This is a genomic window from Paucibacter sp. TC2R-5 (assembly GCF_025717605.1).
In the GTDB taxonomy this organism is placed as follows: domain Bacteria; phylum Pseudomonadota; class Gammaproteobacteria; order Burkholderiales; family Burkholderiaceae_C; genus Paucibacter_A; species Paucibacter_A albus.
In genome coordinates this window covers 159,582-179,124 of sequence record NZ_JAJIRQ010000002.1, presented here as the reverse complement: position 1 = coordinate 179,124, position 19,543 = coordinate 159,582, and the positions used below count along the sequence as shown (strand labels likewise).

Sequence of the window (19,543 nt, the reverse complement as noted above, 5' to 3'; positions counted from 1 at the left end):
ATGGCAACTCAGCGCGCCGGCTGCAAGCTCAGCGTGCTGCGCGTGTGCGCAGCCACATCCGCCTCGGCCAAATGCTGTGCGCGGTACCGGCCAAGCGCGTGCATCTGCGCTTGATCGGCGTAGTGCCGGTCGCCCCGGACGCCGCTTTGTCCGACCGGGTTGATACCCAGCGACTCGGCCGGTTTGGCCAGATCAATGATGCGCCGCGTCGACGGGCCGTAGACCACGGCCCAGGGCGCTGGGCCGATGCGGGCGGCCATATTGTTGGGCGTCTCATGGCTGCCGGCCGCCGCGAAGGGGCCGACATTGAAGACCCGGTCCAGCGGCTTTTGCAGGCCCAGCGGGTGGCCATGGGTGACGGTGTGGGCGCGGCCCCAGGTCCAGCTCTTGGCATCAGCCCCCAAGGTCTGGCGCAGGTAGCTCAGGCTCAGGCCCCAGGCCTCGGCGACGATCTCGGCCTGCGTCTCCACCGCCGGTGTGTCGCGCTTGTCCCACCAGGGCGAAGTGGGGTCGGCCATCAGGCGCGGCAGTGCATGGTCGAGCGCGCGGGTCAGGCGCAGATTATTGAAGACTTTTTCGCCCAGCTCGTCTTGCAAAGCCAGCCTTGCCAGCTCGAACAGGAATTGCTGATACAGCACCGGCGCGCGCAGCTCGGTCTTGTAGGCGCCGTCCCAGGCGGCCATCTCCTCGACCAAGCCCTGTTCCGGCACTTGCCGCAAGAGCGGCAAAAGCGGCCTCAACACGCGCTGGCTGTATCCGGTCTGCACATCGAGCTGCAAGGCCTTGCTATTGGCTGGCGCCCATTTGATCGACGGGTCACGCAGCAGCGAGTCAAGCCGCTCGGCGCGGTCCCAGAGGTTGTAGTAACCCGGTACTTGCAGGGCGCCGGCCGGCTGATGATTGGCCGAGACCACATAACCGCGCGCCGGGTTTTCTTCCTGCGGGTTTTGCGCAAAGGGTAAAAAGCCGAGCTTGTCGGCCTCGCTGCTGGCGCCGTCCAGGATGAAGCTGGGGTTGACGCCGGCCGGGCGGATGGGCAGCTTGGCGGCCGCCCACCAGGCGATGTCGCCGCCGGCGTTGGCCCAGACGATGTTCAGGCCGGGCGCATGGATTTGCGCTGAGGCGGCGCGCGCCTTGTCCAGGCTGTCGGCGCGGTTCAAGGCGTAGAAGGCTTCCAGCACCGGGTTTTCGGTCTCCAGAAAAGCCCACCAGAGCGCGATCGGTGTTTCGCCCACGGCGCCGGCCAGCGCGTCATTGATGATGGGGCCGTGGCTGGAGCGGCGCAGTGTCAGCTTGACCGGCTCGGCGCCCTTGACCGCGATCAGCTCCTCGCGCGACTGCAGCGCCTCCCAGCGATCCTTGTGCCAGACCTCGTTCGGATTGGCCGGGTTGAGCTTCTCGGCCACCAGGTCCACATCATCGTTCTGGAACATGGTCAGGCTCCAGGCGAATTTATCGTTATGCCCCAGCAACGCCAAAGGGTTGAGCGCCTGGTGGTGGCCGTAAAGCTCAAAGCCGGGGCATTTGAGGTGCGCCTCATACCAGACCGCCGGTGTGGCGAACTGGATATGCGGGTCGCCTGCCAGCAATGGCCTACCGCTGACGGTACGTGCGCCTGCTACCGCCCATGCATTGCTGCCTTCGAACAGCGGCTGGCCGGCGGCGGCCAAGGCGTCTTGACTGAGTTGGGCCAAGCGGCCCAGGTCTTGCCAGTCGCCGGGGCGCAGCTGTTGGCGCAAGACGCCATCGGGCTGCCAGGGCTGATCGAAGATCTTCAGATGGCCGGCGCCGAGCTGGTCGCGGATCAGCGTCAGCGCCGGCTCGGTGCGAAAGGCTGCCGCAAAGCTGTAGGCGAGGTAACCGCCTATGCTGACGGTGTCGGCCGGCGTGAAGGGGCGCTTCTTGATGTCGAGGATGTCGAACTCCAGCGGCGCCGGGCGAGTGTCTTGGAACTGATTGACGCCGTCCAGGTAGGCGAGCAGCGCGCGCTTGGCCGGCGTGTCGATCTGCGCGAATTCGCGCGCCGCATAGGCGTCGGCATGCGCGCGTATGCCTAATGTGCGGAACAGCCGATCGGTTTCGACCAGTTTGGGTCCAAGGATGGCGGCCAGCTCGCCGCGCGAGAGGCGGCGCAGCATTTCCATCTGGAACAAGCGGTCCTGGGCATGCACGAAGCCGAGTGCCCGGTACAGATCGACTTCATTCTGCGCCTCGATATGCGGCACGCCGAATTCGTCATAACGAACGGTGACGGCGGCGTGCAGGCCGCTGATGGTCAGCTCGCCCGAGCGCTGCGGCTGCTTGCTGTGCACATGCCAGGCCAGCGCGGCGGCGACGCCTAGCAAGACGAGCAAGAAGCCAGCGACTATCCGCAGGCTCCATTTCTTCATGATCTTGTCTCCAGCAAGCTGCCCCAGTTTCGCCGCGCCAGCAGCATCAGCAGCGCCGCCGCGACCAAGGGCACGGCATAGATCAGGCCTTGGGCCAGGCTGAGTAGCAGCGGAGGGGCGGCGGTGGCCAAGTCGTCCAGATAGCGGCGCAAATACAGGGCCAGCAGCAGCGGCGCCAGCCAGACGCAGGCGCGGCGCAAGGAATTGCTCGCTTCTGCGCCCAGCACTTCGCGCCCGGCCAGCATGAACAACGCCGCCACCACGAACACCAACGTGAAGAAGGTGTTGAAGATTGCCTCGGCCGAGCCGGTCTCGGCTCGGAAGAGCCAGAACGGCAGCCAGCTCAGGCACAGCAGGCTCAGGCCAAAAGCGCAGCGGCCGGCGCGCTTGGCGGCATGGGCGTCGCCCCGCTGCTCGGCTTCGGACTTGGCCTTTTTCATCAGCGGCATCAAGGCCAGGCTGCCCAGACCCAAAACCGCATCCGCTGCCAGGGTGATCGGATAACCCCAGGCCTCAATGGCCAGGCCTTGCCAGGTGGCGGTATAGGCGATCGCCAGATTGCTCAGCGCCATATAGGCGGTGAACTGGGTGGCGGCCACGCGTGGGTTGGTCACGTCCATGAACAAGGCCGTGCGCACGCCATAGCCCAGGCCCATGAAGATATTGAAGGCGATGGTGGAGGCCCAGAGCGCGGACACCAAGGCTGGCGGCACCGCCGCCAGCGCGCTGGCACTGCCCGTTTCGCGCGGCATCACATAGCCATGCTTTTGCAGCACCCACATCAGATACAGCACCGGCAAACTCGTCAGCAGGGTGCACACGGTCAGCACGCGCCGGCGGCCCAGGTGGTCGGACAGCACGCCGCCTATCACCATGGCGACGGCGCTGGCGACGGTGGAGAACAGTTGCAGCCAGGCAACCTGGTCATCGTCCAGGCCCAACTCGACCGACAGATTCGATTGCAGCGCCAGGCTCAAAGACATGGCACCCGCTGGCAGCAAGGCGTAGAACACGCCGGCAAATGCGCCCTTGGTGCCCAGGAAGGAGCGGAAGGCGGCCATCGCGAAGTCACGCATCTCGCCGGCGGCGTGGCGCAGGCCCGAGCCGGCCTTGGCGGCCGTCTCAGCCGTGGCCAGCACCAAGGCTTCTTTCATCGGCAGCACCACCAGGCCCGTCACGGCCAGAATGCACAGGGCGACGAAGATGAAGCTGGACTGAAAGCCGATATAAGACATCAGGAACAGCACCCCGCTGCCACCGACCGCCTGGCCAATGGCCGCGCCGCCAAACATCAGGCCATTGGCCAAGCCGCGCTCGTCTTCTTGCAGCACATTGCAGGCCAGCGAGTCGATCGCCACGTCCTGCATCGCCGCGAAGGTGTTGTGCACCAGCAAAATCAAGGTGAACAGCGGTAGCTGCTCGGGCAGCTTGAGGAAGATCAGCACGGCCAAGGTAGCCGCCATCATCAGCTGTGTGCCGATGATCCAGGCGCGGCGGTGGCCGAAGCGCTTGGAGCGGAACACGTCGATCAGCGGGCCGAACGCCCATTTGAAAGCCCATGGCAGGTAAAACGCCGCCACAAAAGCGCCAATCTCGGCCGGCCCCACGCCCATGCGTCGCAGCTGGGTGGCCACCGCCGTAGCGGCGAAACCGAGCGGTATGCCCTCGGTCATATACAAAAAGAAAAAGGCCGATAGACGGCCGTTCTTGCTGCCCAGCAGATTGGGGAGTCTCATTCTTGATCGGCGCTGATCGGCGCCCCTGGCAATCATTGTGGGCGGATTATCGGGTGCGAGCCTGAAACACAAAGGCGGTTTACCCGGTCAGGGCGCCAACTCGGGGGAGCGGCCATTTCTCCAATCGTTCCGTGAGCTTTTCGGGCCAGACGAGCTGTGCGCGAAGGCTGAGCGTTGTGAGCTTGTGCTGTCCCCGGGGGGGGGCTGAAATTCGATGCAGGGCTGATGCCGGTAATGGGCAACGCAGGGCGGACATTTCAGCTGCAAGATTGGCGTCCACGCAGTTGATATTTTGAGCAACTACTTCTGTTGAGCTGAAGGGCGGTGATCAAAACTCAGCACTCTGGCCAGCTTCCAGGTGTCTCCCTCGCGTTTCCATAGATGCACGAACTGCGCGACTTCAGATCCGGGCTCACCCGCCTTTGCGAATATGTGTCGTCCGATCTGTAGGGCGCCGTAGCCTTGCATCGGGTAGACCTCCAGACTACCGGGCACCAGAGTTCGGGTCACACCATTGTCACGAGGGCAGGATTTCAGGGTGCGAACCTCGTTGCCAAAGCTGGCACCAGTACGGTCGTGATAGAACTCCGCGTCTTCGGTGAAGATTGCTTTGAACTTGGCTGCGTCGCAGCTAATGAACGCGGCCTCGAAGAGCGCACTGTCCATGCGTGCCAGCCCGTCGTAAAGCGGCCCGCTGCGCACGTCATCTTGCGCGAAACAGACTGGCGCGGATGCCGCCAGGACTGCGGCAACAAGGCATTGGCGCCCGCGGAAGTTCGAGTCGCCGGCGCGATCGCGGTGCGGTGTGTTTGGGCTGGTGTGCGTGCGCATAGTGCTCCTTTTGATGCCAGGGCGTAGGCTTGAGGTATGTGCCTATGCGGCGCTGTGCCGCTTGAGTTTTGAGTTAGGCAGTGCCCTTTGGTTTGACCACGAATCCTCTTTCAACATTGCCCACGAAGCCCACGGACTCGTAGAGCCGGTGGGCTTCGGTTCGCTGCGTGCCGGATAAGAGATGCACCTTGCAGCAATGTGCGGACCAAGCGAGGTCGAGCGCGTGTTCGAGAACAAGGCGCCCATACCCATGGCCGCGATGAGCAGCAAGGGTGAATACATGTTCAATGGCTCCAAAGGGTTTGGCGCCGCATGCAAGATTGGGAATGATCGCAAGCATGCAAGTTCCAATAAGAGTTTGCCCAAGCTCGTAGACGAGCATATGAACATCTTGCCGATCGGTAAGGGCGCGGAGCGCCTCACCTGCTTCAATCCCGGCGGCAGTTCCGTGCCCGTACCGGAAATTCACTTGCTAGAAAAAAAATGGAGTCGCAGGGAGCGATTCGGCCTGCAGACTCAAGACCTGACCCTCAAAAGATTCACCCTCAAGGTGCTCCGGATTGGTGTTTCAGCAGCCTGTTAAGTGCCTGAACTCCAGCGCCTAATGTGCTCCTTCGTGGATTTGCCAGGGTTGAGGGTTCGCACAGTTCCGAAGTTTGTTCGCCTATGGTGGCTGCCGAGGGATTATTGAGTTTTTGACGACTGAGTCTTCTGGACTTTCGAGCCTTCGACTAGCTCACTCTGTCCTGAATTAATGCGTTTAATTTCCCTTTCAACCATGGGCACTAAGGCGGCATTTTTCTTATGCAGATAATGGTAGACGGGCATCGAGGCAAACACTGGCAGCACCTGAATTTTTGATATGTCGGGCTTATTGCTTTCGTGGACATTTAAGTAGTATTCCTCCAACTGCCCTTTGGGCGCGATGGCTACATCAATTCGATGAAGCAACAGCATCGCCAAGAGCGAATCGTAGGAGTTAACCAACCTCAATCGGTCTTGGCGAACAGAACTCTCGGTTAACTGGGCGCCGCGACGTGCCCCAATCGATAAGCCCGATGCGTTAATCTTGTCCCAGCTTGAAAGATCGGTGGATGTCCCCTGCAAAATATAGGGAACATATTCGGTCACATTTACGGCGACAGGAACCCGAAGGAGGTTCTTCGCAGATTCTTCAATATATGGAAGCCGGGCAACTTCGCCATCAAAATCGCCATTGTTTGCAGCCATCATCGAGCGGGCGAATGGCATTGGAACCACGACGAGTTCATAGCCTAAATTTGCGTAAACCTTACGCAATGTCGCCAGGGGCTTATCTGTAATGGTCCGCACCTCCTCCATCATTGCCAAGCGAATGGTCTTTTCTTGCGCGCACACATTGAAGCAGACCGATGCGGCAATTGCAGCGATGAAAATTCTCGCTTTTGCGAGAAGCAAAGAACCTTCATTGGATGACAACATCGTGGCAGGAATTCTCGAGCGCAGTGGCTCGACAGTCAAGCAAACCTGAGTCCTGGTTGCTCTTTGGGGAGCGGTTGGCCGGAGGTTCACGGACTGATTCCAAGAACACTATTGATCTTGGCTCAAGCTGACGATCAAGCCACTGTTGGCCACCGGCACGTCGATGGGGCCCGAGTAGCTGGGCCAAGCCACTCAAACGCCCAAGCGACGGCGCGCAGGTCGGACCGAGTCTTCACAGCGGCTTCATTCCCGCTTCCAGGGTGGCCGCCGGGTAGACCTGGCTCAGCGCCTTCCACACCGCGCCGCTGCGTGCGGCTTCTTGAAGCATTTGGCGCAGGTGTTGGCGGTCGGCGGGGGCGAGTGACTTGTTCGAGATATAGAAGCCGGCTTCGCCCCAAGGCATCTCATTCAAGGGCTCGACGCGCCACTGCGCGGGCAGTGGCTTTGCGCCGCTGGCTTGCAGGCCATACAGGTTGGTGGTGTTGAGCACGGTCAGATCGGCATGCCCTTCCTGAAGTACGCGCACCAGGCTGGCGAGGTCGGCCTCCTGCTGCAGTCGGCCCTGTGCCCTGATCGCCTCGACAAAACGGCGGTATTCGGCGCCAAAGTCAAAGCCGCGCACCACTGCGACGCGCAACTCCTTGCGCTGAAGAATGTCGTCCAGGGAACGCACAGCAAGCCGCTCGCTTGCACGCGAAATCGCGGCGGCGCGGCTTTGAATCAGCGGGACGAACTCCCCCTGCAAGTCGCGCCGGTCAGAACGGGTGGCGGGCACGATCAGGTCGGCCTGGCCTGTCTCGAACATCAACTCCAGGCGCGCGCGGGGCACAGGCTGGAAGTCAAAGTGGCAGCCATTTGCAAGTCCCAACTCACGCAGCAAGCTTGGGTAAGCGCCGCCCACCTTGCCGGCATCGATGGTCACACTCAACCCGACGGTGGTCACCGGCACCACAATCGTGCGCGAGCAAGCCGCGATGCACAAACCAGGCAAGCAAAGCAGCAGGGCAGTCCATGCGGATCGCATTGTGGGAATCTCCTCAGGCGGTCTTATGGATAGGAAATTCAACCGCCGCACAGCAAGTATGCCCGCTTGGTACCGTTGGTCCATCCAAAAAATCCCCTTGGCAAGGAATCCTCCACCTGGTTGAGACTTCTGGCAGTAAGCCGCCGTTGACCAAAACGGTTGGCGAACCGAGAGTCAGCTATGCGGCGCTTGTTCAAACTGTCGGCCTGGTGAAGGCCGGGACATTTTGAGGGCACTGACTGAGGGCAATGACGGCTTGAAATGAATCTGATCGCATTGATCACCGATGGCCCTGAGGTCCGCAAGGCACAGGCGCATATCTGAGCCAAGTCTGAGGCCAAGCGCCTCAGCCAAGTGATAAGCTGGTCTTGCCAATGGGAATTCCGGATGGGGTACCCGTTCTAGGGTCGCCATACATGCTGTGGCGCGGTTGAATGTCCTATCCCTTATCCGTCACGCCAATGGAACTTTTCCTGACCGATGAAGTGTTCAACAAGCTGGAGGCCAAGGTCATTCAGGCGGGAGCCAAGGCCCTCTTGCCTGAGCGGATTGCACTAGCTTGGCATTTGCGTGAGCGCAATACGCAGCGCGCGCTGCGAATGGCCGAACAGCTGCTTGCGGAGTTGCCAAGTGAGCCCTCGTCTGCCGTGCTGCGCTTGCAACTGCTGCGGGCCGAAGTCCACTGGTTATTTGCCGATCTCGACGCCGCCGAGGCGCAAGCCCTAACGGTGATCCAACAAGCACAGCAGCAGGCCAAAGAGCAGGCCGATGTGCTGGTGCTGGTGATGGCCGATGCTTATGTGCTGCTCGCCATGATCGCTGGCGACCGCGGCGACCTGATCCAGCGGCGCGCCGGTTTCGACTCCGCAGCCGCTTTGGCGGCCGGCTGCGGGGACGAATTTCGGCTCGAGTTTGCCCAGCTAGGCGGTGCCCTCGCCGCGCTGCGCCAGGATTTGGTAGCGGCCGTCAATCAATGGTTGCCCCATGTACGGCGGCTGCTCAGTCAGCCCGCCCACCCCGCGCTGCACCTGATGTGCAATGAGTTCCTGACTTTTCAGGCCTTGCAGCAGTCCGACTACGCGACGGTCTTCCAGCTCTGCAGCCACACCGTCAGCAGCCTGGCGCGCGCCGGCATGGTCCGCCAAGTGGCGATGGCGATGACAACGATGGGAGTGGCATTCTCCAAGCTTGACGACCACTGCCAAGCGCTCGACTGGATGCAGCGCGCACTCGACTTGGCGCGCCCGCATGGCTGGCCCTTGGTGCTGGGCCTGGCCTTGCTGCAGTTCGGCCATGCCCAGCGCAAGCTGGGGGCGCTAGACGCAGCGCAGCAAGCTTTGGACGAAGGGCTGAACCTGCTCGCACCGCTGAGCAATTCGCGCGCCTATGCCTTTGGTCTGCTTTACCTGGCGGAGCTGCAGCTCGACCTAGGCCTTGCCGAAGCCGCGCTGCAAACTGCGGGTCGTTTCGAGCAGGCCGATCAGCCGCCTCGCCCCACCGAGCTGCGCCTGAGCGCGATGGAGGTGGCGGCGCTGGCGCTGTCCAAGCTGGGGCGCGCTGATGCAGCGCATGCCGCCGCCCAAAGCGCGCTGGCCCTGGCCGAAACAGCCAAATTGCCACTGCAGTTGTCGAATGCGCTGAGCACCCTGGCGATCTTGCACGGACGCCATCCTTTGCCCGCACCGGCGGGCATGCAGGCCGCCAGCCCGGCCTTGCATTACCTGCATTTGGCGTTATCGGCGTTTCCACCTGAACTGCGGCAAAGCGTGCCGCCCAGCCTCTACGACGCCATCGCGGCCGAATGCGCGCGACTGGGCGATAGCCATCAAGCCTATGCCTTCGGCCGGGAGGCACGGGCCGCCAGCGAGAGCGTGCACCGCCAAGACGCGACCAAACATGCAGTGGCCTCGGAGGCCAAGTTTCATGCCGAGCGCGCCGCCATGCTGAACGAAACCAGCACAACCTTGGAGCGCCTGAGCCTGGTCGGCCAGGAGATCACCTGCCAGTTGCAGGAAAGCGCGGTCTACACAACCTTGGATCGTCATGTGCATGGCCTGCTTAGCGCGCACTACTTCGCGGTGTTTTTGCTGACGCCCGATGGCGAGCGGCTGAGCCTGAGCTATGGCTCGGAAGACGGGTTGCGGCTGGCCCCCTACGACGTGGCCTTGTCCCACCCGAGCGCCCACACCGTACGCTGCGCCTTGCTGCGTCAGGATATTTTTATTGATGTCGATCCGACGGAGCGGCCCGGCGTTTTGCTGCCGGCCACCCAGCCGACGCTCAGCGCGATGTTCATTCCGCTGCTGACCGGCGAGCAACTGCTCGGCGTGATGTCGATTCAGTCCACACAGGCGCACGCCTATGCTGACCGCGAGCGCTTGATCTTCCGCAGTCTCGCCGCCTACGCGGCCATCGCGATTGCGAATGCGCGCAACTACCGCCAGCTCGAGGCCACGCTCTTGCGCCTGAATCAGGCGCAAGCTGAGGTGCATCAGAAGAATCTGGAATTGGAGTCTGCCTACCAGTCGCTCACCAATATCAGCCAAACCGACCCCTTGACGGGGCTGCGCAACCGCCGCTTCTTGGAGCTCAATATCAGTGCCGAGGTCAGCCTGACCCTGCGCCATTACGTCAACTGGCAGCGCCGGCAAGAAGCCGGTGAAGTGCCGCACACGAGCGGCCCGGCGGATGTGGATTTGCTGTTCTTGCTGGTCGACATTGACCATTTCAAACGAGTCAATGACAACTGGGGGCACCCGGCCGGTGACGCAGTGCTGGTGCAAATGCGGGAGCGCTTGCAACAAGCCTGCCGCGACTCCGACTACGTGGTGCGCTGGGGCGGCGAGGAGTTCTTGATCGTTGCCCGCTCCGTCAGCGCCTGCTCAGCGCATGTGATCGCGGAGCGCATTCGGGTCAGCGTGGCTCAGCGACCCTTTGAGATCGATGGCGCCGCCCCGCTGGCCTTGAGTTGTTCGGTCGGATTCGCGGCGCTGCCGTTCATCGCCAGCCAAGCCGATCGGCTGACTTGGCAAGAGGTGGTCGGCCTGGCCGATCAGGCGCTCTATTTGGCCAAGCATGGCGGACGCAATGCTTGGGTGGGCCTGGCCGCCACGCCCGCAACGGCGACTATGCCGTCTTTGAACTCTCTCACCCACGCGACAAAAGGCGCCGTGGAAGGCGGCTTTCTGCGGATCGAATCTGCCGCCAAAGCAGAATGATTTGAACCTTGGTCTCGAACTTCGGCTGAGGGCCCCGAGCTGCCGCCCGACCATCCCGTCGACTTGCCAAGCAAAAAGCCGGCACAAGGCCGGCTTTGATGCGGAACAATGTGGGCTTAGCGCTTGTTGTCGCTGCCGACAAACTTGTAAGCGATCGCGCCCAGCACCGCGCCGGCGATCGGTGCGACCCAGAACAACCACAGCTGCTCAACAGCCCAGCCGCCCACATACAAGGCGACGGCCGTGCTGCGGGCCGGGTTGACCGAGGTGTTGGTCACGGGGATGCTGATCAGGTGAATCAGCGTCAGACCCAGGCCGATGGCGATAGGGGCGAAGCCGGCCGGTGCGCGCTTGTCGGTGGCGCCCAGGATGATGATCAGGAAGAAGGCGGTCAACACCACTTCGGCCAGCAACGCGGCCTGCATATTGAACTTGCCGGGCGAGTGCTCGCCGAAGCCATTGGAGGCGAAGCCGCCGGCCAGATCAAAGCCGGCCTTGCCGCTGGCGATCAGATAAAGCACGCCGCCGGCCGCCAGGCCGCCCAGCACTTGCGAGACGATGTAAGGCAGCAGTTTGCCGGCCGGGAAGCGCCCGCCCACAAACAAGCCGATCGACACGGCCGGGTTGAAATGCCCGCCCGAGATATGGCCGACTGCATAAGCCATGGTCAGCACGGTCAGACCGAAGGCGAGCGAGACGCCGACGAAGCCAATGCCCAACTCCGGAAATGCGGCCGCCAAAACGGCGCTACCGCAACCACCAAACACCAACCAGAACGTACCCAGAAACTCTGCGCCGTAAGCTTTCATATTTTTCCCTCTAAAGATGCTGAAAATCGCCGGACTCGGTTTTGCGTCAGTCCGGCGGCGCGCCATGATGCCGCAAAAACCGTGAAATTCGTCACGGGCCGACCCTTAGGCGGGCGAGTTTGGTCGAAAAAATCGAGAAAAAGTGGCGATTTCCGCACCACGAGGTGGCCTTATCCGATACCTCCTTTTTGGGGTTTGAAGTCTCGGCGAGCTTCTGGCCAAATCCGGCTGCGGCAAACAAGGAGGCACTCATGTCTCGCCGCCGCGACCTACTCGTCAAGGGAGACATAGCATGAATGTTCGTATAGCAGCGCGCTCACAAGGCGCAGACAGCTCGGTATCGACCAGGCTTTACGGCGCGGTCACGGTGACGGCCTTGCTCAGCACTTTGCTGCTGAGTGCGTGCGGCGGCAGCATCGTCGATGCCATCGTCGATGACCTGACCTGCGCCGTGACCAACTGCAAAGATTCCGCGACGCTGAAAGTGGATGAGATCAGCCCGAAGTTCACGGTCACGCAGGAGAACGGCCAAGTCAAGGTCGAAGGCCGACTCGGCTACAGCGCCAACCTGATCACTGTGGTGCATCCCAGTGGCAACGACCATATGTCGGCCAGTGTTGGCAATCAGCGCCGTGATCTTGAGGACCAAGACGGCAAACGGACGAACTACAGCGTGTTCCTGGCCGACGCCAGCGAGCAGCCGATAGTGACTGCCAACTTTGTGCGCGGCAGCGAATTGCACGGCAGCACCGTCACCATGCCCAAGACCTTCAGCGTGGTGGTCCCGACCGGCACGCCGATGATTGGCCGCTCAAGCGGTAGATTCCTGGTGCAACTGAGCCAGCCCTATACAAACCAAATGGGGCTCAGCGTCAGCATGGCCTGCAAGCGCGCCGATGGCAGCAGCTTCGACAGCAAAAACGAGCCGCTCAGCAGCGCGCCTGAAGGCAATTTCTACCGCATCAGCACCTTGGACTTGGATGTGGCCTTGAATCGTGCCAGCGTCAATTTCAACCCCAACAGTCCTAACAACGCCCTGGTGCAGACTTGCGATTTGACGTTTCAGTGGACGCTGAGCCAGACCGGCACGGTCGCTTCGACCCTGAATCGCCACAGCAGCATCGTGGCCGAGCGCCGGGTCAAACATACGGCGACTTACGACGCGCGGCTATGAAGCCGGCAACGCGCAAGTAGATAAAGGCGCAAGAGCCGCCGGCGGGCAGGGCGGCATCGATGCCGGCACAGGCTAAAGTGCGGCTCATGCCTGAGAACCGCACATTGAACTCCGAGCGCCGGCTCTGGTCCTGGATCCCCACGCTCTATTTTGGCCAAGGCCTGCCCTATGTGGTGGTGATGACGCTGTCGGTCATCATGTACAAGAATCTCGGCCTGTCCAACACCGAGATCGCGCTGTACACGAGCTGGCTCTACCTGCCCTGGGTGATCAAGCCGCTGTGGTCGCCCTTGATTGAACTCTTGGGCCTCAAGCGCGGCTGGATCGTGGCCCTGCAGTTCGTCATTGGTGCGGCGCTGGCGCTGGTGGCGCTGAGCATCCCGAGCACGCGCAATGTGCAGTTGACGCTGGCGATGTTCTGGCTGATGGCCTTTGCCTCGGCCTCGCATGACATCGCGGCAGATGGCTTCTATATGTTGGCGCTGAACCAGCGCAGCCAGGCCGCTTTTGTCGGCGTGCGCTCAACCTTCTATCGCCTGGCCAATATTGGCGGTCAGGGGGGCTTGGTGTATCTGGCTGGTGAGTTGCAGGAGCGCACAGGCAGCATGACGCAGGCCTGGAGCACGGTGTTCTTTTTGCTGGCGCTGATTTTCGTGTTGCTGGGCAGCTATCACCATCTGATGCTGCCGCGCCCGGCCAGCGATGTGAGCGGCCAGGCCAGACGCAGTGGCAATGACTTCTGGCGCGACTTCATCGCCGTCTTCGCCGAGTTCTTCCGCAAGCCCGGCATCGTGGTCATCATTGGGTTCTTGCTGCTTTACCGTTTCCCCGAGGCGCAGTTGCTCAAGCTGGCCACACCCTTTTTGCTTGATCCGGTGACGGCCGGCGGCTTGGGCCTATCGACCAAACAGGTTGGTATTGCTTATGGCACGGTTGGCCTGATCGCGCTGACCTTGGGTGGGCTCTTGGGCGGCTGGGTGATCTCGCGCATCGGGCTGAAGCGCGCTCTCTGGCCCTTGATTTTGTCCATGCATGTGCCGAACGTCATGTTCTTGCTGATGGCTCTGAGCATGCCGCACGATTTGCTTGTCATCAGCGCGGCCCTGGCCGTCGAACAATTTGGTTATGGCCTGGGCTTTACCGCCTACCTGATGTTCATGATCTTGGTCGCCGACGGCCCCCACAAGACCGCGCATTACGCGATCTGTACCGGCTTCATGGCGCTGGGCATGATGATCCCGGGCATGTGGAGCGGCTGGCTGCAGCAGCAAATGGGTTACGTCTTGTTCTTCGTCTGGGTGCTGGTGGCGACCTTGCCCTCCTTCGGTTTGGCCGCCCTGGTCAAGATTCCGGCCGACTTCGGCAAAAAGGCGGAGCAGGGCGCATGAGTTTGCAGCGCCGCTCACTGCTGCTGGCCGGTGCGGGGCTGAGTGCCTGCGCACCCTTGCCCAGACTGGGCGCCGGGGTCGGGTCAGGTCCCAAGCTTGTGGCGGAGGCGGCCTTGCCGGCATTGGCGCCGCCCGCGCCACGAGAGTTCCGCGCCGCCTGGGTGGCCACCGTTGCAAACATTGACTGGCCCAGCCGCAAAGGCCTGAGCAGTGCCGAGCAGCAGGCCGAAGTCCTCGCGATCCTGGACAAGGCCGCCGCGCTGAAACTCAATGCCATCATCTTGCAGGTGCGCAGCAGCGCGGATGCGATTTATGCCTCCGAGCTGGAGCCTTGGAGCGAATACCTGAGCGGCACGCAGGGCCAGGCGCCCGAGCCTTTTTATGATCCGCTCGAGTTCTGGGTCAGCGAGGCGCACAGCCGCGGCATGGAGCTGCATGCCTGGTTCAACCCCTTCCGTGCCCGCCAAAGCGGCGCCAAGTCGGCTACCGCGCCGCTGCACCTGAGTCGCCGCCAGCCGGGCTTGGTGAAGAGCTATGGCGATCAGCAATGGATAGATCCCAGCGAGCCGGCTGCCGCCGCGCATACGCTGGCCGTCATCGCTGATGTGCTGCGGCGCTATGACATTGACGCCGTCCATATCGACGATTACTTCTACCCCTATCCTGTGGTCGAGGCCAATGGCAAGCAGGAGCTTGACTTCCCCGACGAGCTGGCCTGGGCGCGCTATGTTCAAGCCGGCGGCAGCTTGGAGCGCGCCGATTGGCGCCGCAGCCATGTCGACCGCTTGGTGCAAGACATCTATCAGCTGCTGCGCCAGACCAAGCCCTGGGTGCGCTTTGGCATCAGCCCCTTTGGCCTGCCCAAGCCGGCACTGCGCCCGGCGGGCATCGCCGGCTTCAGCCAATACGACAAGCTCTACGCCGATGTGGAGCGCTGGCTCAGCGAGGGCTGGTTGGACTATCTGGCGCCGCAGCTGTATTGGCCGATCGCTCAAAAGCCGCAAGCCTTTGGCGTGCTCTTGGAGGCCTGGCATGGGCTTAACCCGCAAGGGCGCCACATCTGGCCTGGCCTGTTCACCAGCAAAGTCACCGACAAGGCTGACAGTTGGCCGGTGCAGGAAGTCCTGCAGCAGATTGCCCTGCTGCGCCAGCAGCGCCCCGGCAGCGGCCATGCGCACTTCAGCATGGTGGCCTTGCTACAAAACCGTCGCGGCCTGTCCGATGCCTTGATGGCCGGGCCCTATGCAGAGACCGCCTTGGTGCCGGCATCACCCTGGCTGAGGGCGCAGGGCATGGCAGCCCTTGCGGTGGCCGAGCCGGGCCTGACGGTGGCCGGCGAGCAGCAGCTGCAAATCCAGCTCGGCGGCGCACAGCGCCATGCGGTCTGGCTGCTTTACGGCGAGCGCTGGGAGCTGCGCCTGGCCGGCGAGCATCTGACGGTCGCGTCCACCGGCCTGAGTGGCCTGGTGGTGTCGGCGCTCGGGCCCAATGGGCTGGAAGGGCCGCGCCTGGGCTGGCGCCTGCAATAAGGCAGGTCTCCAGGGGGCGTATGGCATCCTGCGGCTGCCGCAGTTCATCGCCGATTCCGGCTTTCCACCCCGCTAAAACAGACGCTCGTCATTTGTCGCTGGGAAGGGTCGCGCCATGCACCTATTCTGAACCCAGATCAGCAGCTGCCAGGCGCCTTCAACAAAGCGCAAGCGGTCGCGTCTAGCCCCGATGAACACAAGGAGTAACTCATGAAATACACGTCATCTATCAAAGCCGCTTTCGCACTGGCCATCACCATGACTTTTGGCACCGCCATGGCCGCAGCAAACGCCCCGGTTGAGATGCAACGCGTTGAAATCGCCGGCCAAAAGTCGGCCGATATTGCCCGTTTTGATGTGCAAGCCGCTTGCCCGACCATCTCGCAGGAAATGAAGAGCGAATTGACTTCGGCATTTGATCGCTACCAAGCCACCGGCTTGGTCAAGGTCGAATTCCGTGTGCAAGGCAATCAGATCAATGCCGTGGCCGCGCATGGCGGCCCAAGCGAATACCGTGAGCCAATCCGCCGCATCGTGCGTAATCTGGCCTGCGCTGACAAAAGCGGCGGCAATCAACTCTATGCCTTCGAAGTGAATTTCACTCGGCCCAAGGATGGCAATGGCGGCGATCAAGTCATTGCCTTGCTCAGCAAGTAATCGCTTAGTTGACTGCAACAGCTGGTGAACCCAGCCATTGCAGCCAGGCACCATGCGGATGTGACCAGGCCAAGGCCACTTGCCTGGTCGCGTTGCCGTCGGCCCATTGCAAGGTCCACAAGGTTGAGGCTGTAGCGTTGCGGGCCAGATCTGGCATTGCGATTCCGCTGGGACGCAGCGCGGGCGCTTCGGCGCTGAGCCAGATCAAGCCATATTGGCGCTGCAGGCTCGCCACGCGTTGGCGAAACTCGGCCAAGGCGGCGGGCTCGAAGTAAGCCAGCACCCAGCTATTGAACAGCACCGGTTGCACCTGCGCCGGCAGCTCTCTCAGCCATGCTTCCAGCAGCGCCAGGCAGTCATCCGCTTGCTGCAGCGCGTGCTGGCTTTGGCGCGCCTGCGTCAGCGCTTGTTGCAGGCGCTGCGCGCGCACGCGGTCATGCGGCCACAGGCAGGCGGCCAGCCAGCGCGTGGCCGCTGCATCATGAATATCGATCGGAGCCGGGTCGGCGCCGAGTCGGTGGCTCAAGCGCCAGCGGCCTGCTGCCGGCAGTACTAACTCGCCAAGCAAGCGGCAATCCATCGATGGCCGCTGCGGCTGCGGGTCAGCGCCCAGACAGAAGCTGGCGTCATGGGTGAGGTAGCGGTAGTGATAAGCGTCCACCCCTAGATTCAAGCCCGCGCTGCTGCCGAGATCGAACAGCGCCAGGTCTGGCTTGCCGCTCATTGCCGCGATCTGCTGCAGCGCCGGCCAGAGGATGGCGCAGCGGCCGATCTCATTGGTCTGCGTGCCGCGTGTCTGCATATGAATCCTTAACTCGGCGGCTTGGCTGCGGGCAAAGTCCTGCAGCAAGGCCGGCAGTTGTTCGTCGGGCAAGCGCGTGCCGTCTACGCTGGGGTAATAGCCGGCAAACGGATGCTTGATGCCCGCCAACACCCGCTCATGCAGCGCCGCCAACAGCAGGTTGGGTTTGGCCTGCGTGGCCGGCGCGTGAACCATCAGCGCCAGCAACTCGGGCTGCTCGGCCACCGCTTGGCAGATCGCCACATAGAGCGGGTCTTGCGGGCACTCGAGGGCGGCAAAACGTCGGAACTGCTCGGCCCAGCGGGTTTGAGTGTGCTTGTCCATGGCTCAAGTGTGGCGCCAAGGTCTGCGACAAAATGTCGGGTACCCGACAAACTCGCAGAAAAGTGACCGCCCATGTTGCTGGAATCCTTGAGCGAACTGCTGCACAGCAATTTCCCCCATGTGGCCCTGCCTGCGCCGGAGTTGGCGGCCCTGGCCAAGCTGGTCGGCACGGCTAGGCTGGCGCGCGGTCGCAGCTTGTTTTTGCAGGGTCAGGCGGCGCCGGCCTTTTACGCGGTCTTGAGTGGCGAAATCGAGGCGCGCTTTTGCGGCCTGGGCGGCGAGGTCTCGGTGTTGGAGCATGTGCAGCCGCCGCGCCTGTTCGGCTTGGCTGCTTTTGCGTCCGGCCAGCCCAGCAGCTACGAGGCGGTGGCTCGCCAGCCCACAGCGCTGCTGGTGTTCGGCCCAGCTGCTTACGAGTTGTTGATGGACCGCGTGCCGGGATTTGCGCGTGCGCTCTTGGCCGAGTTTGCGCAGCGCTATGACGGCACTTTGCGCTTGCTCGAGGCCTCGCGCCACCGCACGGCGGCCGAGCGTTTTCAATTGGCTTTGGCGCAGCTGACGCGCGAGCGTGGCCTTGGGATGCTCGATGCCGAAGGCGGCGTGAGTGTCAAAGCCAGCCAGGCCGAGTTGGCGGCGCTGGCCAATCTATCGCGCCAGACCGTCAACCAGTTGCTGGCCCAGGCGGTCGCGCGCGGCGAGTTGCGCTGCGGCTATCGCAGCCTGTGGGTCAAGCCGAGAAGCTCTTAATCCTCCAGCAGCGCGGCCTCAATATCGGCGCGCATCGACTCCGGCGTGTCATTCGGCGCATAACGCTTGAGTACCTTGCCATGTCGGCTGACCAGGAATTTGGTGAAGTTCCACTTGATGGCCTTCAAGCCGAGGATGCCGGGCTTCTCTGCCTGCAGCCATTGCCACAGCGGGTGCGCGTCGGCGCCGTTGACCTTGACCTTGGCCATCATCGGGAAGGACACGCCATAGTTGAGTTCGCAGAACGAGGCGATCTCTTCATTCGCGCCCGGGTCCTGCCCGCCGAACTCATTGCTCGGGAAACCCACCACCACCAGGCCCCGCGCGGCATAGTCTTCCCAGAGCTTTTCCAGACCTTTGAACTGCGGCGTGAAGCCGCAGGCGCTGGCGGTGTTGACGATCAACAAGACCCGTCCGCGCTGGCTGGCCAAATCGGCCGGCTTGCCGTCTATGGACACGGCATGGAAGTCGTAAATACTTTGGTCCTTGATGCTGCTGTTAGACATGGCGGCCCTCCAAAAGTTCAGGCGTGGATATTAGCGCCCCTCGGCCGCTTTGGGCCGCCGCTCCAGCGCCGCCAACATCGCGGCGGCCACGATGCACAGACCACCGAGCGCGGTCTTCAGGTCCAGATGTCCGCCGCCCCACCACAGCGCCGACGCAGCCGCCACCGGCACCTCGACCAGCATCACGATGGCCGTGATGTTGGCGGGCAGACGGGCGGCGCCATATTGCAACGAGATATTGGAGAGAAAAAACAGCAGCGCCATGCCGGCCAGTGGCAGCAGCCAGCCTGGGCCGGCCAGACTCGGCCAAGTGATGAAGCCGACGCCCGCCATCATGCTGGCCGCCGTGCCGGCGACCAGCACGCCGCCGCTGAACATGGCCAGCGCCCGCGCCTGGGCGCTGCGGCCGGCCTCGCGCCGCAGCATCACGTTGTTGAGCGCGAAGCCAAAGCCGCCCGCCAGCCCCAGGTAATCGGCCAGGCTGGACGGCCAAGGCAGGCCGCCGCCGGCCGGCATCAGCACAATCGCCGCGCCGCCCAGCGCCAGCAGCATGCGCAGGCCGGCCAAGGCGCTCAGCCGCTCACCCAGGATCAGCCGCGCCAGCAACACCGCCCACGGCGGCATCAGGTAGAACAGCAGCACCACGCGCACCACATCGCCCAGCGCCACGCCCCAGTTAAAGGCGGTATTGCTCATGCCGGCCGCCAGCATCACCACCCAGAGCGCCGGCGAACGGGCAAACTCGCGCCAGGCGCGGCCGTGAGTCAGGCTGATCACCCCCAATGAGATGAGGTAAAGCGTTACCGTGGTCCACAGCGGATGCAGGCCGGCAGCCTGAAACTGCCGGAACGGCCACCAGGACAGCCCCCAGACCAGGGCGTTGAACATCAGGGCAAGTGCGGGCATAGGCCGATCGGGAGGGGGTGGCGATTCTCGGCCCAAGCTGG

The 19,543-nt window shown here is 62.7% G+C and carries 17 protein-coding genes; 7 read left to right on the top strand and 10 right to left on the bottom strand.

The annotated features are described in order from the left end of the window. Positions 1-8: 8 nt before the first annotated feature. The 4 genes from LNV08_RS04440 to LNV08_RS04425 all read right to left on the bottom strand — a co-directional run bounded on the left by LNV08_RS04440 (position 9) and on the right by LNV08_RS04425 (position 5,339). Positions 9-2,390: a penicillin acylase family protein gene (locus tag LNV08_RS04440; RefSeq protein WP_263532461.1), complete on the bottom strand. Its 2,382-nt coding sequence runs from the start codon at positions 2,388-2,390 to the stop codon at positions 9-11. Next, positions 2,387-4,126 carry an MFS transporter gene (locus LNV08_RS04435; protein WP_263532460.1) on the bottom strand — a complete coding sequence of 580 codons (1,740 nt, stop codon included), beginning with the start codon at positions 4,124-4,126 and terminating at the stop codon, positions 2,387-2,389. The genes LNV08_RS04440 and LNV08_RS04435 overlap by 4 nt, the downstream gene beginning before the upstream one ends. Before the next feature lie 300 nt (positions 4,127-4,426). Further along, entirely contained in the window at positions 4,427-4,957 is a 531-nt protein-coding gene (locus tag LNV08_RS04430; RefSeq protein WP_263532459.1) for a nuclear transport factor 2 family protein, read from the bottom strand. A 73-nt stretch (positions 4,958-5,030) separates the two neighbouring features. Next, the gene (locus LNV08_RS04425; protein WP_263532458.1) at positions 5,031-5,339 is read right to left on the bottom strand and encodes a GNAT family N-acetyltransferase; all 309 of its coding nucleotides are present in this window, start codon (positions 5,337-5,339) and stop codon (positions 5,031-5,033) included. Between LNV08_RS04425 and LNV08_RS04420 the strand changes: the two genes are divergently transcribed. After that, the gene (locus tag LNV08_RS04420; protein WP_263532457.1) at positions 5,340-5,540 is read left to right on the top strand and encodes a hypothetical protein; all 201 of its coding nucleotides are present in this window, start codon (positions 5,340-5,342) and stop codon (positions 5,538-5,540) included. A 101-nt stretch (positions 5,541-5,641) separates the two neighbouring features. Here the strand turns inward: LNV08_RS04420 and LNV08_RS04415 are convergent, their stop codons facing one another. Further along, positions 5,642-6,418 (bottom strand): substrate-binding periplasmic protein, encoded by a 777-nt coding sequence (locus LNV08_RS04415; protein WP_263532456.1) that lies wholly within the window; start codon positions 6,416-6,418, stop codon positions 5,642-5,644. 232 nt (positions 6,419-6,650) lie between these two features. Continuing rightward, positions 6,651-7,442, bottom strand: coding sequence for a substrate-binding periplasmic protein (locus LNV08_RS04410; RefSeq protein WP_263532455.1), 792 nt, complete (start codon positions 7,440-7,442; stop codon positions 6,651-6,653). Positions 7,443-7,876: 434 nt separating this feature from the next. On the opposite strand from LNV08_RS04410, the gene LNV08_RS04405 reads away from it, so the two are divergent. Then, entirely contained in the window at positions 7,877-10,660 is a 2,784-nt protein-coding gene (locus tag LNV08_RS04405) for a sensor domain-containing diguanylate cyclase (RefSeq protein ID WP_263532454.1), read from the top strand. A 116-nt stretch (positions 10,661-10,776) separates the two neighbouring features. Here LNV08_RS04405 and aqpZ read toward each other — a convergent pair whose 3' ends face one another. Beyond that, complete coding sequence (gene aqpZ, locus LNV08_RS04400; RefSeq protein WP_263532453.1) at positions 10,777-11,469, bottom strand: aquaporin Z; 693 nt, start codon at positions 11,467-11,469, stop codon at positions 10,777-10,779. A 292-nt stretch (positions 11,470-11,761) separates the two neighbouring features. Between aqpZ and LNV08_RS04395 the strand changes: the two genes are divergently transcribed. The 4 genes from LNV08_RS04395 (at position 11,762) to LNV08_RS04380 (ending at position 16,217) form a co-directional block, all read left to right on the top strand. Continuing rightward, positions 11,762-12,643, top strand: coding sequence for a hypothetical protein (locus tag LNV08_RS04395; protein ID WP_263532452.1), 882 nt, complete (start codon positions 11,762-11,764; stop codon positions 12,641-12,643). 86 nt (positions 12,644-12,729) lie between these two features. After that, positions 12,730-14,031 carry an MFS transporter gene (locus tag LNV08_RS04390; RefSeq protein ID WP_263532451.1) on the top strand — a complete coding sequence of 434 codons (1,302 nt, stop codon included), beginning with the start codon at positions 12,730-12,732 and terminating at the stop codon, positions 14,029-14,031. Further along, positions 14,028-15,560 (top strand): glycoside hydrolase family 10 protein, encoded by a 1,533-nt coding sequence (locus LNV08_RS04385; protein WP_263532450.1) that lies wholly within the window; start codon positions 14,028-14,030, stop codon positions 15,558-15,560. Before LNV08_RS04390 ends, LNV08_RS04385 begins: the two co-directional genes overlap by 4 nt. Before the next feature lie 210 nt (positions 15,561-15,770). Further along, positions 15,771-16,217: a hypothetical protein gene (locus LNV08_RS04380; protein WP_263532449.1), complete on the top strand. Its 447-nt coding sequence runs from the start codon at positions 15,771-15,773 to the stop codon at positions 16,215-16,217. A gap of 4 nt (positions 16,218-16,221) precedes the next feature. On the opposite strand, the gene LNV08_RS04375 is transcribed toward LNV08_RS04380, so the two are convergent. Next, positions 16,222-17,343: a DUF2332 domain-containing protein gene (locus LNV08_RS04375; protein WP_263532448.1), complete on the bottom strand. Its 1,122-nt coding sequence runs from the start codon at positions 17,341-17,343 to the stop codon at positions 16,222-16,224. A gap of 72 nt (positions 17,344-17,415) precedes the next feature. On the opposite strand from LNV08_RS04375, the gene LNV08_RS04370 reads away from it, so the two are divergent. Beyond that, entirely contained in the window at positions 17,416-18,090 is a 675-nt protein-coding gene (locus tag LNV08_RS04370; protein ID WP_263532447.1) for a Crp/Fnr family transcriptional regulator, read from the top strand. Here the strand turns inward: LNV08_RS04370 and LNV08_RS04365 are convergent. Both LNV08_RS04365 and LNV08_RS04360 read right to left on the bottom strand, forming a co-directional pair. Then, positions 18,087-18,596, bottom strand: a complete 510-nt coding sequence (locus LNV08_RS04365; protein ID WP_263532446.1) for a glutathione peroxidase — start codon at positions 18,594-18,596, stop codon at positions 18,087-18,089. The two genes, LNV08_RS04370 and LNV08_RS04365, sit on opposite strands and share 4 nt — an antisense overlap. A 30-nt stretch (positions 18,597-18,626) precedes the next feature. After that, positions 18,627-19,502, bottom strand: coding sequence for a DMT family transporter (locus tag LNV08_RS04360; RefSeq protein WP_263532445.1), 876 nt, complete (start codon positions 19,500-19,502; stop codon positions 18,627-18,629). Positions 19,503-19,543 lie beyond the last annotated feature (41 nt).

What these genes read in the sequence shown, in the direction of transcription:
- LNV08_RS04440 (WP_263532461.1), bottom strand. Translation starts at nt 2,390, where the DNA reads ATGAAGAAATGGAGCCTGCGGATAGTCGCTGGCTTCTTGCTCGTCTTG.
- LNV08_RS04435 (WP_263532460.1), bottom strand. Translation starts at nt 4,126, where the DNA reads ATGAGACTCCCCAATCTGCTGGGCAGCAAGAACGGCCGTCTATCGGCC.
- LNV08_RS04430 (WP_263532459.1), bottom strand. Translation starts at nt 4,957, where the DNA reads ATGCGCACGCACACCAGCCCAAACACACCGCACCGCGATCGCGCCGGC.
- LNV08_RS04425 (WP_263532458.1), bottom strand. Translation starts at nt 5,339, where the DNA reads ATGCTCGTCTACGAGCTTGGGCAAACTCTTATTGGAACTTGCATGCTT.
- LNV08_RS04420 (WP_263532457.1), top strand. Translation starts at nt 5,340, where the DNA reads ATGAACATCTTGCCGATCGGTAAGGGCGCGGAGCGCCTCACCTGCTTC.
- LNV08_RS04415 (WP_263532456.1), bottom strand. Translation starts at nt 6,418, where the DNA reads ATGTTGTCATCCAATGAAGGTTCTTTGCTTCTCGCAAAAGCGAGAATT.
- LNV08_RS04410 (WP_263532455.1), bottom strand. Translation starts at nt 7,442, where the DNA reads ATGCGATCCGCATGGACTGCCCTGCTGCTTTGCTTGCCTGGTTTGTGC.
- LNV08_RS04405 (WP_263532454.1), top strand. Translation starts at nt 7,877, where the DNA reads ATGTCCTATCCCTTATCCGTCACGCCAATGGAACTTTTCCTGACCGAT.
- aqpZ (WP_263532453.1), bottom strand. Translation starts at nt 11,469, where the DNA reads ATGAAAGCTTACGGCGCAGAGTTTCTGGGTACGTTCTGGTTGGTGTTT.
- LNV08_RS04395 (WP_263532452.1), top strand. Translation starts at nt 11,762, where the DNA reads ATGAATGTTCGTATAGCAGCGCGCTCACAAGGCGCAGACAGCTCGGTA.
- LNV08_RS04390 (WP_263532451.1), top strand. Translation starts at nt 12,730, where the DNA reads ATGCCTGAGAACCGCACATTGAACTCCGAGCGCCGGCTCTGGTCCTGG.
- LNV08_RS04385 (WP_263532450.1), top strand. Translation starts at nt 14,028, where the DNA reads ATGAGTTTGCAGCGCCGCTCACTGCTGCTGGCCGGTGCGGGGCTGAGT.
- LNV08_RS04380 (WP_263532449.1), top strand. Translation starts at nt 15,771, where the DNA reads ATGAAATACACGTCATCTATCAAAGCCGCTTTCGCACTGGCCATCACC.
- LNV08_RS04375 (WP_263532448.1), bottom strand. Translation starts at nt 17,343, where the DNA reads ATGGACAAGCACACTCAAACCCGCTGGGCCGAGCAGTTCCGACGTTTT.
- LNV08_RS04370 (WP_263532447.1), top strand. Translation starts at nt 17,416, where the DNA reads ATGTTGCTGGAATCCTTGAGCGAACTGCTGCACAGCAATTTCCCCCAT.
- LNV08_RS04365 (WP_263532446.1), bottom strand. Translation starts at nt 18,596, where the DNA reads ATGTCTAACAGCAGCATCAAGGACCAAAGTATTTACGACTTCCATGCC.
- LNV08_RS04360 (WP_263532445.1), bottom strand. Translation starts at nt 19,502, where the DNA reads ATGCCCGCACTTGCCCTGATGTTCAACGCCCTGGTCTGGGGGCTGTCC.